Source organism: Nocardiopsis nanhaiensis (assembly GCF_054778635.1).
On the sequence record NZ_BAAGZJ010000066.1, the window covers coordinates 14,093 to 28,465 of the forward strand.

Sequence of the window (14,373 nt, forward strand, 5' to 3'; positions counted from 1 at the left end):
GTCTCTTCAGGACGGGGAACGGAACGCAGGCGAGTCTAACCAGCGCTTTCGTGTGCTCTGGCCGGGGAGTGGGACACCGGTCCCCTTACAGGTGCTGCGCGAGACGGGGCGTTTGTGATGGGCGCGGTGTTGGGTGTGCTTGTTTGTACCATTCAGCAGCACCACCTTTACGAAGTAGATTCGTACTTGGCGCAAAGGAAGCGGTGACGCCCGGGTGCACGGGACGCCACCGCCGTCTGGGTGGGAGTTCGGTCAGAACCCGCAGCGTCAGCTCAGAGGCCGGAGCGGTCGAACCAGTCCCTGGCCTGGACCAGCACCTCCTGGGTGAGCTGGTGTCCCCCGGGGTGCTCGCGTGCCTCCACCCGCGCGCCCCGCTCCCCCAGCTGGGCGGCGAGCAGGCGCGCCTGGTCGACGGTGGTGATGGGGTCGGCCACCCCGTTGCCCAGGAACACCCGCGTGCCCGCGAGGTCCACCGGATCCGGCTCGCGCCCCTGGAGCGGGGCGCCGCCCGCGAAGAGCGCCGCTCCCGAGACCAGGCCCGGGTGCAGGAGCAGCAGCCCTGCACCGGTGTTGGCGCCGTTGGAGAAGCCGCTCACCACGATCCGCGCCGGGTCCAGGTCGTAGTCGGCGGTGGCGGCCTTGACGAAGCCGGCCAGCTCGGCGGTGCGCACGATCAGGTCCTCGACGTCGAAGACCCCCTCGCGCACGCGGCGGAACCAGCGGTTCATGCCGTGCTCGTCGACCTTGCCGCGCGGGGAGAGCAGGGCGGCCCCCGGTGCCAGGGCACGGCCCAGCGGAAGCAGGTCGTGTTCGTCGGCGCCGGTCCCGTGGAGCAGTAGCAGGGTCGGGGCGTCGGGCCGGGTGGCCGGTTCGAAGACGTGGACGAAGTCCTCGGTGGTGGTCACTGGCGCACCTCCAGGTGGGGCAGGCTGGCGGCGATCTGCTCCTGGTCGGGCTGCAGCCACGGCGGCAGCCGCAGCGCGCGGCCCAGTTCGAGGAGCGGTTCGTCGTAGTCGAAACCCGGGCCGTCGGTGGCGATCTCCAACAGGACGCCGCCGGGCTCGCGGAAGTAGATCGAGGTGAAGTAGGTGCGGTCGCGGATCTCGGTGACCCCGACCCCGTCCTCGGCCAGGCGCTGGCGCCAGGCGTCCTGCATGGGGGTGTCCGGGGCTCGGTAGGCCACGTGGTGGACGGTTCCGGCGGCGACCATGCCGCGCTCGGCCTTGGGGTCGGCCAGGACGTCGACGATGGTGCCCACGCCGTCGCCGGAGTCGCTGGTGCGGAAGCGCATCCGGTTGCCCTGCTCGCTGTCCAGGCGGAAGTTCAGCTGGTCGCCGAGCATCTGGGCGGTGCCGTCCGCGTTCTGCTCGGTGAAGGTGACCGCGCGGATGCCGCGGATGGCGTGCTCGGTGGGGACCACTCCCCCGTCCCAGGGGTCGGTGTCGTGGTGGTCGCTGCTGGCGGCCAGCTCGATGACCAGGCCGTCGGGGTCGCGCAGGGTGAGGACGTCCTCCTCGCCGCGCTCGCTCGGGCGGGTGGCGGGCACGTTGAGGGCGGAGAGGTGTTCGGCCCACCAGCCCAGCGAGCCTTCGGGGACGGAGAAGGTCGTGGTGGTGGCCTGACCGGCGCCGATGCGGCCCTGGGGCGCGTCCGGCCAGGGGAAGAAGGTCATGATCGTGCCGGGGTTGCCCGCGCGGTCGCCGTAGTAGAGGTGGTAGGTGTCCGGGGAGTCGAAGTTCACCGTGCGCTTGACCAGGCGCATGCCCAGGGCGTTCAGGTAGAAGTCAGCGTTGGCCTGGGGGTCGCTCGCGACCGCGGTCACGTGGTGGATCCCCGAGGGGCGCACGTCCATGTCCTTCACCTTTCCTCGAGCTGCGGGGCGGACTGCTGGCGGGCCACCCGGTGCAACAAGTTGAATCTTAAACTAATTCCGGTGCGAATGCCTCCTCACCCACGGTGCCCGAGAGGTCGCCTGGCCGGGATCAAGGACGCGCCAAGCAGGCCTGAACACAGCAGTGGGGCGGCCGCCGGACGTGCCGGTGACCGCCCCACAGGGGTCTTGGGGGGTTGGGGGTGAGCGGTTAACGCACAGCGCTGCCGAGGAGGGCGGCCCACTCGGTGGAGGGGAAGGAAAGGTAGCCCAGGTTCCGATGCGTGGAGTCACGCACGGCGAACCGCTGGGGCTCGTTCAGGACGGGACCGGCTTCGACGCAGCTGCGCCCACCGTCAGGGCTGTAGCTACTGATGTGCCAGCCGACCTCGACGCACTCGCCCCCGCCGTTCGCACTGTAGCTACTGGTGCGCCAACCTGTAACGGCAGGCGTGTCCCGGTTCATTATTGCTTCCTCTCCAAGGCCGCGATGAACGCGGCCGAGTCCTCAGGACTCAAGCTCATCTCTCGCAGCCGATCGTAAGTGGCGGCCTGTCCAACTGCGGCATCGGACTCCATGTAGAAACCACCCGCAGGGCTAACAGCGTAGGCAATCAGGGGAAACGGGTCAGCCATGTGGATCAGTCGGAATCCCCCATCAGGGCTCACCAAGGCACCTGATTCGAAAGTGATCACTCGAATTTTGACGTTGGTTCGCTCCAGCTGAGCGAGCAGGTGCCTGAGCTGATCCCTCATCACTTCCCACCCACCCACGACGCGGCGCAGGGCGGCCTCCTCAACGAGAATCTCCAGCTCTGTGGCGTTCTCACCTTCGAGAACCCGCTGCCGTGACATCCTGAGCTCGACGCCGCGTTCGATCTGAGCGGATGAATCATGTGGGTTGGCAGCACGAAACAGTGCTTCCGCGTATGCGGGTGTCTGCAACAGCCCGTTGATAGGCGTTACGTCAAACGCCTGGATACGCTCGGCGCGGCTCTCCAACCACATGTAGTCAACGAACCAGTCCGCCACCTCAGACGAGTACTTCTCCCACCAGCCGGTCTTACTGATTTCGCTGGAGAGCCTGAGAAGCGCCGCCCGCTGCCGCTCGCCTTCCACTCCGTAGAGGTCCATCAGCGCCAGCACCTCAGGCTCGCGGACGGGCAGGGCGCCCGACTCGAACTTGCTGATAGCGGAGAAGCTTCGCTGCAAGTACTCAGCCGTATCCGTGAGCTTGAGACCGTTCTGTTCCCGCAGCTCTTTCAGCATCTTCCCCAGCCACTGCGCACGCAGGGTCGGCTTCCGCTTGGGCATCCGCATCTCCCTGAAGTTGTCTGGGAAAATTGTACTTACAGCTTGACTAATTACTTGACGCAGATCAGCCTAGCACTAGGTGAGGCAGGTCTCACAGGGTGCGAGCACTCTTCCGCGCCCTGCCCGCTGAAACACAAGCAGCCGCCTGGGGTGGGAACACGAGTTGGTCCCTCTATACCCACCTCAGGCGGCCTAAGAGGACGGAGCGCCATGAACGACGTTCGCATCCCGACCCCCATTGTTCCCCAGGAGTGGGACAAGGTCGACACCTCCATCGACGACGAGGACCCGCTGGTCCTCTCCCCCGAGCAGTTCATGCGCTACTGCGCCGCCATCCGCGACCTGCTCCGCACCGCTGGCCTGCGGGTTCAGGACTTCGACCGGAAGACACCGGACTTCCTCATCGTCGATGACGAGGACCTGAGCATGCAGATCAAGCTGGACCCCGACCGCATCGGCAGCGTCGAACTCACGATCTGCGAGGACATGGCGGACCTGCCCACCACCGTCCAGGCCGCCACCCACCTCGTCCGCCTCTTCGAACTCGGCCGCACCTTCGACCGAGCACGCACCCGGCTCGACTGACCTGCCGCCCGAGCTGCACTTCAGCCCCCCCGGGGGGTGGGTGGGGCCGCCCACTGGTGCAACCCCACCCGTCGTCCGCTGACGCCACAGCACCCGCGTACGGGCAGGGAATCAGACGAAGAGGCTGGCACCCGAACTGGTGCCAGCCTCCCGGTCATCGGCGGGGTTTCGCTCAGCGGCGTCCAACGAACCCTCCGAGACTCCAGCAGCTCGGGCGTGACTATTTGATACGGTGCTGCCATGGCCACCCCCAAGAAGCGGTCACGCCGCCAGGAGCAGATCAGCGACACCGTCGCCGTACTCATGCGCCGGTGCGGCGATACCCACACCAGCTTGGCCGCCAGTCTGGCGCAGGACCGAACCAACGTCTCCGCCAAGGTCCATGGCCGCCGCAGCTGGACCGTGGAGGACCTGGACGGAATCGCCGATCACTTCGGCATCACCCTCCTGGAGTTGCTCTCCGGCATCCAGGTCGCCGTCGACTCCCTGCCCCGCCAGCGCCTTGTTGGCGAGCAGGGTCGCCAGACCACCGCGCCCGCCGCCTGACGAAGGAGAGTCCCGTGTCCGATTCCCAGGAACCGCGCCTCGACAGCTCCACCCCCTCCGAGGCCGACGTGGTGCGCCGCGCCCTGGAACGCGCGCACGCCGACCTGCCCCCCGAGGGAGTCACCATCGAGGCCGCTGACGACGCAACCATGCGCGAGGAACTCTTCGGTGTCCTCCTGGATGACGCCGAGCACCCGGAGCGCGCCGCTTGAAGCGAGCCGTCACCCTCGCGGGCCCCGTCCGCGGTCAGATGCGAACCCTGCCGCCCCGGGTAAGGATCCGGGTAGGCAATGACCTGTTGGCGTTGGCGGACACCGACGACCCCGCGGTGATGGCCCAGCCCCACCCCGACTACGACGACCCCTTCGTTCGCCGGTTGCACGGGATCGGGTACGTAATGACCGTTTTGGTCTACGGGCACCGGATCGTAGCGTTGACCGTCAGGTCCGACGGTTGAAGTCCTTCACCACCGGTCCATCCCCGCGTGCGCGGGGCTCGCCGATGGTGGTTGCCCGCAGGTGGCGCGCGGCGTCGGCCAGGGTGGAGCGCGGCGCCTCCTGCAGCAGGGCGGCAGCCGCACCGAGCTGGCGTTCGGCGCGCACGGACCCCACCTCGTTGATCCTGGGGAGCACACGGTCCACCAGGACCTCCTCTGCCTCCGGCCAGGCTTGTGCATGCGCGAGGGCCCACAGCTGGCTCGTCTGCGCGATGATCTCCGCCCGCTGGTACCCGGGACCGTCAGCCGCCGCGGTAAAGCGCTCGGCTGACCGTGCCCACTCCCCCAACTCGGCATAGATCATCCCGTGGTGCCAGGCGATCTCCGGGGCACTCACCCACCACGCCCAGGCCGGGTCGCCGTGCCGGGGACCCTCCAGGTACCGGCTGTGGGTCTCGCGGATGAGCGCCTGCGCGCGGGCGCGCTCGCCCCTCTGTGCGGCGGCGCGGGCCCGGCGCAGGGTGAACAGGGTGGCCACGGCCCCGGCAACGTTCTCGTCCGCCGCGGTGGCGCAGACGCTCTCGGCCTCGGCGGGCCTGTTGAGGTGGACGTCCTGCATGGCCAACTGGGACAGCGCGAAGTACTCCATGGCCCGGTCCCCGGCGGCGCGCGCCGACCGCACTGCTTCCAGGGTCATCCGGCGCGAGAGATCCTGCCGTTCGGCGTCGAAGCAGATCCACCCGGCCACCTGGTGGGCCTCGGCCGAGGCCGCAAGCAGGTCGCGGTCCGTGCGGGATGGGGCCTGCGCTGTCCCGTATGCCCAGGCGGCGGCCCGCACCGAGGTACCCACGAGCTCTCGGGCCCCGAACCTGGTGTCGAGCGCGATGACGCGGGCGCTGCGTGCCCGGATCGCGTCTGCCGTGTGGTGCGGCACAGGGGTCCCGGCAGGCCGCGGGGGAACGCCTTGGCCGCTGGACGGGATCACGAAGAGCTCTCCTCGGGGATGAGGCCTGGAACCGTGCCGATCGTAGGGCAGGTCGCCTCATCCCCGTGTGCGGGCCGGGGCTCCGGAGCCGGGAGCGTCAGCTGGTGGCCAGGGTGCGACCCAAGAGGGGCAGCAGGCGGTCCCAGTGGCGCTGGAGCGCGGAGGCGCTGAAGGCGTCGGTGTCGGCCATGCTGAAGCCGTGGACGGTGCCCGGGTAGACCTCGCACGTGGAGACGACGCCCGCGGCGTCGAGGGCCTGGTGGAGCTCGCCGACGGCCTCGGGGGTCATGTCGTCCTCGGCGAGGCCGATGTGGACCTGGGCGGTGATGTCGGCGGCGAGGCGGTGCGGGCTGTCGGGCGCCTCGGTGACCAGTTCGCCGGGGTGGAATCCGGCGACGGCGGCGACCTGGTCGGGGTGGGCCGCCGCAGTGCGCAGCGCCAGGACGGCGCCCATGCAGTAGCCCATGACGGCGACCGGTCCGGGACTGACCTCGGGCTGGGCGGTGAGGAACCTGAGGTAGGCGTCGGCGTCGCGCAGGGCGCGTTCGGTGGTGTGGGCCCCGATCAACGGCATCAGCTCGGCGAAGACCGCGGGCCGGGCCTCCTCTCCGATGTGGTCGGGGAGTTCGACCACCGGTGTCGGGCCGTGCCGGTAGTAGAGGTTGGGGACGAGCACGTAGTAGCCCTGGTCGGCCAGTTGGCGGGCCATCTTCTCCAGCACGGGCCGCACGCCGAAGGCGTCCATGTACAGGAGCACGCCTGGGTGGCGTCCGCCTTGGTCGGGGTAGGCGGCGAAGGCGTCGGCCTGGCCGTCCGCGGTGGGGATGTGCAGAGTCTTCGTGGGAATGGCGGATCTTCCTTCCTTGGTCCGGTGCAGTACACCGCATCAACCGGGGTTGAGGTCAAGGGGAAGCGCGAAAGACCGTATGGACCGGTCTCCGGCCGCGCGTGCCGACCGCCGCGGTCAGCCGTGGTCGGGCTTCAGCCGGACCGGTCCCCGTGCCGGGTATCGGCCGGGGTCGTGGGGATCCACCATTCGCGCCCGCGCGGGGTGGTCACGTACTCGGGCCATCGGAACCCGGTCGGTGGCTCGTAGTCGCACAGGGGCGGGATCCAGTCCGCACCGCCGATGCCGCCGCCCGTGCGGTCCTCGAACTCCCGCTGGGCGTCGGCCAGCACGTCGGGCCGGGTCAAGAGGTCGAGAATCGTGGCGCTGATGGTCCGGCCGGCCGCCCGCCATGTCGGATCGATGGTCTCCGGGATGCCACCGAGCGCGTTCATCGCCCAGTCCGGGTACGAAAACCCCTCTGGCGCGTTGAGCATGGCGCGTCCGACGTACATGCGTGCCGTGGGTGCGTGCCAGCAGTACTCGGTGTAGTCATCGGTGGTGGAGTACTTCACCCACGGCGGCAGGGTCTGGCGCAGCTGTCGCTCGGCTTCCCAGGGCTCGACGAGTTCCGAGCAGGCGGGCAGGAACGGCTTCTCCATCGGCTCCAGGCCGAGGTTCGCCTGGATCTCGCGGGCGGCGGATTCGGCCTCGGCACCGAACTCCGGGGGTCCGGTCAGCTGCATGTTGGCGTAGGTCACCTCCGCCATGGCGTGGTTGCCGAGCCCCGGGCGCGACTTGGACACCCAGTCGCGCCTCCAGTTGCATCCGGTGACCTGTGCCGCGGACTCCGCGATGCGGTCCAGGGCCTGCGTCAGCGTGTCCAGCTGGTCCAGGTCGGCCAGGCGGCAGGCGTACTGGAGCTGGGCGACGTGCGCAGGGAGGTTGTCCGCGGTTGCCTGCCCGGCCGTCAGCAGTGCCTCCGAGACCAGCCAGCCGCTGTCCGAGGGCAGGATGTTCTCCCGGGTCATCTTGCCCATCGTGTACATCATCACGAGGGCGTCGTTGGCCCCCGGCGCCCGAGGTGCCGTGTGCGCCTGTGGGATGGGGGCGCCGCCGGGCGCTGACCTCCAGTGGTGCGGTTCGTCGCAGGTGAAGGTGTAGACCATGCAGTAGTTCGGTCGGCAGTGGGTCTCCCAGCGGACCGTGTTGGAGAACGGCAGCATGTAGGCGGGGTGGAAGCTGAGGAACGCGTCGACTCCGTCGTAGTATCCGGCGGCCGCGTGGAGGGGTTTGGAGCCGCGGACCTTCTCCGCGGGCTCACCGAAGAACACCAGTGAGCCGTCGATGCCGTGCGTGGTCATGGCTTCCTTGGCCCCGAGGAATCCGGCCAGTGATCCGATCGCCAGTGCGCTGTGCGGGTCCGTGTGTCCGGCGGCCCATCGGGACAGGCCCGCCCGCGGATGCTCGCTGGTCGCGGCGGCCTGGCAGTTGCCCGGCACGGCGTCGTACTCGGCGTAGCCCCCGATCGTCGATCCCCCGGTGCCGTGGGAGAACCGGGCGGCGAACGCGGTCGGCATGCCGCCGGATTCCTCCTCGACCTCGAATCCGTGGTCCCGGAGGATGCCCTTCACCAGCTCCGCCGACTCGTACTCGCGCCAGGCGGGTTCGGCCAGGTGCCACAGTTGGCTGTGCCAGGCCGAGAGGCGGTCGAGGTGGTCCTCGATCCAGTTGAGTGCGGTGTCCTTCTGCGGCGTCATCGCCGCCGGCATCGACGGGGCGGTTCTGTGCACGTCACGCGTTCTCGATGCGGTCACGAAGACCCAGCCTTCCTCGGACTCGGGGATGCTCGAACTCAGGGGTGCTCGCCGTGCCCGCTGCCGCGGGTGGCCGTCGAAGACCGTTCGAAGAGCGACAGGGGAACGTGGACCAACTGGACGCCGCCGGCCTCCAGCGCCCGACGGACCGCTGAGGGCACGTCCTCGGCCGTGGTGACCCGTGTGCCTGTGCCACCGAAGGCGCCGGCGAGCCGGACCCAGTCGGGCTGGGCGAGTCGGACGCCGACGGGGTCGATGCCCCGGTCGGCCTCGTTCTCCTCGATCTCCCGGTAACCGCCGTTGTCGGCGCACACCACCACCAGGTCGAGTTCCTGCTCGACGGCGGTCATGAGTTCCTGGACCGAGAACATCAGCGCACCGTCACCCACCACGCACACGACCGGGCGGTCGGGTCGGGCGGTCTTCGCGCCGATCGAGGCGGGGAGGCCGTAGCCCAGGGTCGCGTAGGTGGCCATGTACAGGTAGGAGTTCGGGTGCTCGAGGGTCACGAAGTTGGCCGTGCCGTAGTAGCAGACCTGTGAGGAGTCCGCGCCGAGGATGACGTCGGCGGGCAGACCGGCCGCGACGGCTTCGGCGCAGGCGCTCGCGGTCGGGCTCCACTGGCGTCCCTGGGCGTCGATGCGGTCTCGGGCCTGCGCTGCTCGCCGCCGACCGTCCTGGCGTCGGCCCTTGTCGATGTCGGCGTGTGCCGGGAGGGCTTCGTGCAGCTGCGTCAGGACGGCGCCGCAGTCGCCGACGATGCCGGTCCGCGCGGTGATGTTCTTGTGCAGTTGTGCTGCGACCCGATCGATCCGGATGACCTGCCCGGACGGGTGCAACCGGCCTCCCCACGGTTCGGCTTCGCCCATCTTCGAGCCGGCCACCAGGAGCACGTCAGCGTCGTTGACGAGGTCGTGGGCGGCTGGCAGGCGCAGGGCGGCGCCCACCGCGAGGGGGTGTGACTCGGGCAGGGCGGCGCGGCCGTTGAGGGTGGTCACGACGGGGGCGTCGAGCCGTTCGGCGACCTCGCGCAGGACCTGGGCTGCTTCTCGCGAGCCGCCGCCCGCGAGCACCAAGGGCCGGGCCGCGCCGGAGAGCAGTGCCGCGGCCCGTTCGACGTCTGCCGGATCGCCGGTCCGGGGTGCGGGGTCGGGCCGGGCCCGGAGCAGCTCCGGCGGGCAGTCGCTGCGGCCTTCGAGCACGTCGAGCGGGACCTCGATGACGACGGGTCGGGGGCGTCCAGTGCGGAACAGCTCGAGTGCGTCGTGCACGGCCTGCACGGCCTCGCGGCCGGATTCCACGCGTCGTGCCCACTCGACGACCGCGTCGGCCGCGCCGCGGGTGTCCTTGGTCTCGTGCAGTGCGCCGATGTCGGTGTGCTCGGCTCCGAGCGGCACGCCCGGGGTGAGGACGATCAGCGGGCGGGATTCGGCGTAGGCGGTCGCGGCGGCGGACAGGACGTTCAGCAGGCCGGGGCCCGACGTCGTGATGACGACCCCTGGAAGGCCCGTCTGCAGCGACCATCCGTCGGCGGCGAAGCCGGCGCCCTGCTCGTGGCGGGTCGTCACCGGGCGGATGCCGAGCTTGGGCAGGTGCCGGTAGAACTCGAGGTTGTGGGTGCCGGGGATGCCGAAGACCGTGTCGATCCCGTAGTCGCGCAGCACCGTCAGCACGTGCCGGCCGACGTTGTCCAAGTGCTCGGTGTCGGGCCCGGGGCGCGGTCCGGTCGCGGGCTCGTTCACGAGTCGACGTCCCCTTCCGTGTCATAGGCCGGTTGCCCACCGACCCAGGTCGACCGGACGGCAATGGCACTGATCTCTTCGGGGTCGACCTGGAGGGGGTCGGCTCCGAGCACGGTGAAGTCGGCCCTCTTGCCCACGGTGAGCGAGCCGAGGTCGTGCTCCCTGCCGAGTGCGTGGGCGCCCGCGATGGTGTGCGCTTCGAGTGCCTTGCGTACCGGGATTCGCAGGGCGTCGGGCCCGAGCCGGTTGCCTTGCGCGGTGCGGCGGGTGGCCGCGGTCTGGATCGCCTGCAACGGCAGCGGATCGGCGACCGGGGCGTCCGAACTCAGCACCACGGGGACACCCGCCGCGGCGAACTCTCCGAGCGGGTTGAACCGCTCTCCGACGGTGCCGATCCCGTCGGTGACCCCCTCACCCCAGTTGTAGTAGTGCTGGGGCTGGTTGACCGGGAGGATCCCGGCGTCGGCCATCCGTGCGATCTGTGCCGGGGTCGGGAGCCCGCAGTGTTCGATGCGGTGCCGGGCATCCGGCCTCGGGCAGTCCTCTTGGGCGTGCTCGACGGCGTCGATCACCATGGCTATGGCATCCGGTGACTGCGCGTGCGTCGCGGTCTGGAGCCCCGCTTGGTGTGCGCGGCCGATGAGCTTCTCGTACTCGGCGGGCTCGTGGTAGAGCATGCCGGTGCGGCAGGGGTCGCCGGCGTAGCCTTCGGGAAAGTAGGCGGTCCAGCCGCCGAGCGTGCCGTCGGCGTAGAACTTGAAGCCCGCGAAGCTCAGGCGGTCGTTGCCGAAGGCGCCGTGCATCCCGGTCGCGAGGACGTCTTCGAGCAGGTGCGAGAGAAAGTACATCGAGTACCGGATGCGCAGGTCGCCGGCCTCGGCCAGGCGCAGATAGGTGTCGAACTCGCGTTGGCTCACTTGGGCGTCGCCGACCGTCGTCACCCCGCCGGCCAGGAACGAGTGCTGAGCGGTGCGCAGCTGCTCGATGTGGTCCTCCACGCTGTCGCCCAGGTGCAGGTTCGGGCCGTGGTTGGCGACCTTGACCCCCGTGATTCCGGTCAGGATGTTGCATGCCGCGTCCGAGAGCTCGCCGGTGAGTTCCCCGTCTGCGTCCCGGTGGAACTCCCCGCCCGGCGGGTTCCCGGTCTCCCGTGTGATGCCGTGCCTGGCCAGGGTGTAGGAGTTGACGACACCACCGTGACCGGAGGCGTTCATGAGGTAGACCTCGCGGTCCCGCGCGACCAGGTCGAGTTCGTGGCGGGTGGGATGGCGCCTTTCTTCCAGGTTGTGGAGTTCGTAGCCGTAACCGCGGACGGGGCTGTCCCCCGGCGTCTTGCGTCCGCGCTGTTGGAGGCGGGCGATGATCTGCGGGATCGTTCGTGCCTGTGCGGGACCGCAGTCCACCCAGGTGCGCGTCTGCCCGTGCATCAGGGGATGGGCGTGCGGATCGACGAAGCCCGGTACGAGGGTCGCGCCGTCGAGGTCGGTCTCGCGTGGGCGCCCGAGGCCGAGCGCCGTCGCGGCTCGGCGGCACTGGTCGGCGGTGCCGAGCGCCGCGATGCGGTCGCGGGCGATGAGCATCGCGTTCGCCTCGGGCAGGGCGTCCTCGAGGGTGTGCAGGCGCCGGGCGGTGATCAGGGTCGGTGTCCAGTCCGCCGGGGCGTCGTCGAAGGTGTGCAGCTTGCGCATTCCGCTACCTCACGTGTCCTGGTCGGGTGCCGTACCGCCCGGCTGGTCCTTCGCGGCTTTGGCCGCCAGGTCCTCTTCGAAGGTGTCGTCGGTGCGCTGTGGGGCGGCGGCCAGGCAGACGAGACTGACGAGGGTCATGGCCCCGAACAGCCCGATGACGCTCCAGATCGTCCCGGTGGCGTTGAACAGCGCGGTGGCGGTGACCGGGGCGAGTCCGCCCCAGATCGCGGCGCCGACCGCGTAGGACACGGACAGGCTGGTCTGGCGCGCCCGCGGGTCGAACATCTGCGCCAGGATCGACGCCATCGGTGCCCAGGCGAAGTTCATCAGGATGCGTACCACCGCGAACAGGACGAACATCAGCACGATGTTGTCCGGGTCCATCGTCACGAACATCGGCACGACGAGGGCGGCGGTCAGCAGGAGACCGACGAACATGGCCCGTTTGCGGCCGACCCGGTCGGCTATGGCGCCGATGAGCAGGGTGGACAGCAGCTCGCACAGCGCCGCGACGGTCAGGATGGTGAGGATGTCGTTTTCGCTGATGCCGACCCCGAAGGCGGGCTCGGTACCGTAGGCGGTCGCGAAGGTGGTGACGATGTAGTAGCCGCCGGTGGAGATCGGGATGAGGCCGACGCCGAGCAGGATGATCTTCCAGTTGCGCACGATCGCCGACTTCAGCGGCAGTTCCTGGTGGACGTCCTCGGCGACCTCGGTCTCGAAGACCGGTGACTCCTCCACGCGGTAGCGGACCCAGAAGCCCACGGCGATCAGTACCGCGGACAACAGGAACGGGATGCGCCAGCCGCCGGCTTCCAGGAAGTCCGAGCCGCCGATGGTCAGCAGCGCGAAGATGCCCGAGGCCATGAGGGCACCCATGGGGTTGCCGAGCTGGGGGAAGGCACCGTAGAAGCCCTTGAAGCGGTCGGGCGCGTTCTCGACCGACATCAGTACGGCGCCGCCCCATTCGCCGCCCACGGCGATGCCCTGCAGGGCCCGCAGGAAGATGAGCAGGCTGGGGGCCAGGACGCCGGCGGTCTCGTAGGTGGGCAGCACGCCGACCAGCGTGGTGGCCACCCCCATCAGCAGCAGGGTCAGTACCAGGGAGAGGCGGCGGCCGTGCCGGTCGCCGACATGGCCGAAGATGAAGGCGCCCAACGGGCGGAAGAAGAAGCCCACCGCATAGGTCGCGAAGGAGTAGAGCACGCCCGCGATCGGATCCGCGTCCGGGAAGAACAGCGGGCCGAACACCAGGGCCGCCGCGGTGGCGAAGATGTAGAAGTCGTAGAACTCGATCGACGTTCCCACGAACGATGCCGATCCCGCGCGCAGTGCACGGCGGTGGCTGAAGGTCTGGGAGCCGTGTGAACCGGTGCTCATTGGACATACCGCCTTGGGAGGGAGGCGAAGGCCTGGTCACGGGGCGTCTCATCCGGAGACCTCTTCGCTTCCACGCCAGGTGAGTGGGTGTGAGCCTAGAAGCGATGCCGTCCGCCAACAAGGGCATCTCTTTCGCGTCGGAGCGCCGATTCAGTATCCTTGTACGACTTTGCGCCTTCCTTTTCGGTTGAACGGTGGGGTGCGGTCCGCCGCCACCACTGAACTGCGCAGTATTCCTGCAGAAAAGGGACCGGCGGGAGGCGGGGACCTTGGCGGAATCTTCGATCGATCTTGACCAGCGGCTGGTTGCGGCCCTCCACGACTCACCGAGGGCGAGCGTGGTGGCCCTGGCCGAGTCGCTCCACGAGCCGCGCGGTGTGGTCGCCGAGCACGTTCGCGACCTGGTCGGGTCCGGTGCGATCCGGGTCGTCGCCGCGGTCCATCCGCGGTTCTCCGGCCTGCACGTGATCGCACACGTGTCCGTGGCCACGCGCGGGCCGCTCGACGGCGTCGCCGCGCTCGTGGCGTCCTGGCCCGAGACCGTCCTGGTGTCCGTCGTCGCCGGTGTCTACGACTTCATCATGGAGGTGCGTGTACGCACCCACGACGAGGTTCAGGCCCTCCTCGCCCGGGTGCGGCGCCACCCGGCGGTCGCCCGGACCGACACGGTCGTCTACACCAACGTGCACAAGGGCCTACTCGAGCACGACCGCTTCGATCCGATCCGGATCGACGAAATCGACCGCCTCCTCCTGGCGCGCCTCCAGCTCGACGGCCGGGCGAAATGGCGGGACCTCGCGGCACTGGTGGACCGATCCCCTTCGGCTGTGCGCGCACGGGTCCACCGCATGCTGCAGGCCCGGATCGCCCGGCTGGTCGTCGTGCAGGAGCGCGGTCACTTCGGTCGGCTCCTCACGATGGGTGTCGGCATGACGCTGTGTGCCGACGCGAACGACGTGCTGCCCCGCCTGCGCGGCGACGGGCACGTGGAGTTCGTCGTCGCCACGATCGGCAGGTTCGACGCCGTGGCTACCTTGCAGGGGGCGAGCCCGGTCGAGTTGGACGCCGCGCTCGAGCGCCTTCGCGCCTTCCCGGAGGTGACCGGGTTGGACACGTGGACGCACCTGCGCTCGGTCAAGGAGGACTACGCCAGCCGGTTGTGACCTGCTTGGACGGGCGCCCGG

Annotated in this window: 15 protein-coding genes; 5 read left to right on the forward strand and 10 right to left on the reverse strand. The window is 69.5% G+C overall.

All coding sequences use genetic code 11. From position 1 onward, the window contains the following. Positions 1–272: 272 nt before the first annotated feature. The 4 genes from ACYVD1_RS25410 to ACYVD1_RS25425 form a co-directional block, all read right to left on the reverse strand. Positions 273–905 carry an alpha/beta hydrolase gene (locus ACYVD1_RS25410; RefSeq protein WP_460777019.1) on the reverse strand — a complete coding sequence of 211 codons (633 nt, stop codon included), beginning with the start codon at positions 903–905 and terminating at the stop codon, positions 273–275. Further along, positions 902–1,852: a ring-cleaving dioxygenase gene (locus tag ACYVD1_RS25415; RefSeq protein ID WP_460777020.1), complete on the reverse strand. Its 951-nt coding sequence runs from the start codon at positions 1,850–1,852 to the stop codon at positions 902–904. The genes ACYVD1_RS25410 and ACYVD1_RS25415 overlap by 4 nt, the downstream gene beginning before the upstream one ends. A 229-nt stretch (positions 1,853–2,081) precedes the next feature. Continuing rightward, complete coding sequence (locus ACYVD1_RS25420; protein ID WP_460777021.1) at positions 2,082–2,336, reverse strand: DUF397 domain-containing protein; 255 nt, start codon at positions 2,334–2,336, stop codon at positions 2,082–2,084. Next, positions 2,336–3,184, reverse strand: coding sequence for a helix-turn-helix domain-containing protein (locus tag ACYVD1_RS25425; protein WP_460777022.1), 849 nt, complete (start codon positions 3,182–3,184; stop codon positions 2,336–2,338). The genes ACYVD1_RS25420 and ACYVD1_RS25425 overlap by 1 nt, the downstream gene beginning before the upstream one ends. A gap of 210 nt (positions 3,185–3,394) precedes the next feature. On the opposite strand from ACYVD1_RS25425, the gene ACYVD1_RS25430 reads away from it, so the two are divergent. The 4 genes from ACYVD1_RS25430 to ACYVD1_RS25445 all read left to right on the forward strand — a co-directional run bounded on the left by ACYVD1_RS25430 (position 3,395) and on the right by ACYVD1_RS25445 (position 4,772). Then, on the forward strand, positions 3,395–3,769 hold the full coding sequence (locus tag ACYVD1_RS25430; protein WP_460777023.1) for a hypothetical protein: 375 nt from the start codon (positions 3,395–3,397) through the stop codon (positions 3,767–3,769). 240 nt (positions 3,770–4,009) lie between these two features. Further along, positions 4,010–4,315: a hypothetical protein gene (locus ACYVD1_RS25435; protein ID WP_460777024.1), complete on the forward strand. Its 306-nt coding sequence runs from the start codon at positions 4,010–4,012 to the stop codon at positions 4,313–4,315. Positions 4,316–4,329: 14 nt separating this feature from the next. Beyond that, the gene (locus tag ACYVD1_RS25440; protein WP_460777025.1) at positions 4,330–4,527 is read left to right on the forward strand and encodes a hypothetical protein; all 198 of its coding nucleotides are present in this window, start codon (positions 4,330–4,332) and stop codon (positions 4,525–4,527) included. Continuing rightward, the gene (locus ACYVD1_RS25445) at positions 4,524–4,772 is read left to right on the forward strand and encodes a hypothetical protein (RefSeq protein WP_460777026.1); all 249 of its coding nucleotides are present in this window, start codon (positions 4,524–4,526) and stop codon (positions 4,770–4,772) included. Before ACYVD1_RS25440 ends, ACYVD1_RS25445 begins: the two co-directional genes overlap by 4 nt. Here ACYVD1_RS25445 and ACYVD1_RS25450 read toward each other — a convergent pair. From ACYVD1_RS25450 to ACYVD1_RS25475, 6 genes are all read right to left on the reverse strand, one after another. Beyond that, positions 4,756–5,736: a DNA-binding protein gene (locus ACYVD1_RS25450; RefSeq protein WP_460777027.1), complete on the reverse strand. Its 981-nt coding sequence runs from the start codon at positions 5,734–5,736 to the stop codon at positions 4,756–4,758. The two genes, ACYVD1_RS25445 and ACYVD1_RS25450, sit on opposite strands and share 17 nt — an antisense overlap. 97 nt (positions 5,737–5,833) lie before the next feature. Next, positions 5,834–6,613 (reverse strand): dienelactone hydrolase family protein, encoded by a 780-nt coding sequence (locus ACYVD1_RS25455; RefSeq protein WP_460777045.1) that lies wholly within the window; start codon positions 6,611–6,613, stop codon positions 5,834–5,836. 104 nt (positions 6,614–6,717) lie between these two features. Continuing rightward, complete coding sequence (locus ACYVD1_RS25460) at positions 6,718–8,322, reverse strand: zinc-binding metallopeptidase family protein (RefSeq protein WP_460777028.1); 1,605 nt, start codon at positions 8,320–8,322, stop codon at positions 6,718–6,720. Positions 8,323–8,417: 95 nt separating this feature from the next. After that, positions 8,418–10,121 carry a thiamine pyrophosphate-binding protein gene (locus tag ACYVD1_RS25465; RefSeq protein ID WP_460777029.1) on the reverse strand — a complete coding sequence of 568 codons (1,704 nt, stop codon included), beginning with the start codon at positions 10,119–10,121 and terminating at the stop codon, positions 8,418–8,420. Then, on the reverse strand, positions 10,118–11,809 hold the full coding sequence (locus ACYVD1_RS25470) for an amidohydrolase (protein WP_460777030.1): 1,692 nt from the start codon (positions 11,807–11,809) through the stop codon (positions 10,118–10,120). Before ACYVD1_RS25470 ends, ACYVD1_RS25465 begins: the two co-directional genes overlap by 4 nt. Positions 11,810–11,818: 9 nt before the next feature. Beyond that, on the reverse strand, positions 11,819–13,189 hold the full coding sequence (locus ACYVD1_RS25475; RefSeq protein ID WP_460777031.1) for an MFS transporter: 1,371 nt from the start codon (positions 13,187–13,189) through the stop codon (positions 11,819–11,821). A gap of 269 nt (positions 13,190–13,458) precedes the next feature. Here ACYVD1_RS25475 and ACYVD1_RS25480 point away from each other — a divergent pair, with 269 nt between their 5' ends. Next, positions 13,459–14,352, forward strand: coding sequence for an Lrp/AsnC family transcriptional regulator (locus ACYVD1_RS25480; RefSeq protein ID WP_460777032.1), 894 nt, complete (start codon positions 13,459–13,461; stop codon positions 14,350–14,352). Positions 14,353–14,373 lie beyond the last annotated feature (21 nt).

Excerpts from the sequence above, each read along its gene's own strand:
- ACYVD1_RS25475 (WP_460777031.1), bottom strand. The coding sequence starts at position 13,189 with ATGAGCACCGGTTCACACGGCTCCCAGACCTTCAGCCACCGCCGTGCA.
- ACYVD1_RS25430 (WP_460777023.1), top strand. The coding sequence starts at position 3,395 with ATGAACGACGTTCGCATCCCGACCCCCATTGTTCCCCAGGAGTGGGAC.
- ACYVD1_RS25415 (WP_460777020.1), bottom strand. The coding sequence starts at position 1,852 with ATGGACGTGCGCCCCTCGGGGATCCACCACGTGACCGCGGTCGCGAGC.
- ACYVD1_RS25470 (WP_460777030.1), bottom strand. The coding sequence starts at position 11,809 with ATGCGCAAGCTGCACACCTTCGACGACGCCCCGGCGGACTGGACACCG.
- ACYVD1_RS25460 (WP_460777028.1), bottom strand. The coding sequence starts at position 8,322 with ATGACGCCGCAGAAGGACACCGCACTCAACTGGATCGAGGACCACCTC.
- ACYVD1_RS25435 (WP_460777024.1), top strand. The coding sequence starts at position 4,010 with ATGGCCACCCCCAAGAAGCGGTCACGCCGCCAGGAGCAGATCAGCGAC.
- ACYVD1_RS25420 (WP_460777021.1), bottom strand. The coding sequence starts at position 2,336 with ATGAACCGGGACACGCCTGCCGTTACAGGTTGGCGCACCAGTAGCTAC.
- ACYVD1_RS25425 (WP_460777022.1), bottom strand. The coding sequence starts at position 3,184 with ATGCCCAAGCGGAAGCCGACCCTGCGTGCGCAGTGGCTGGGGAAGATG.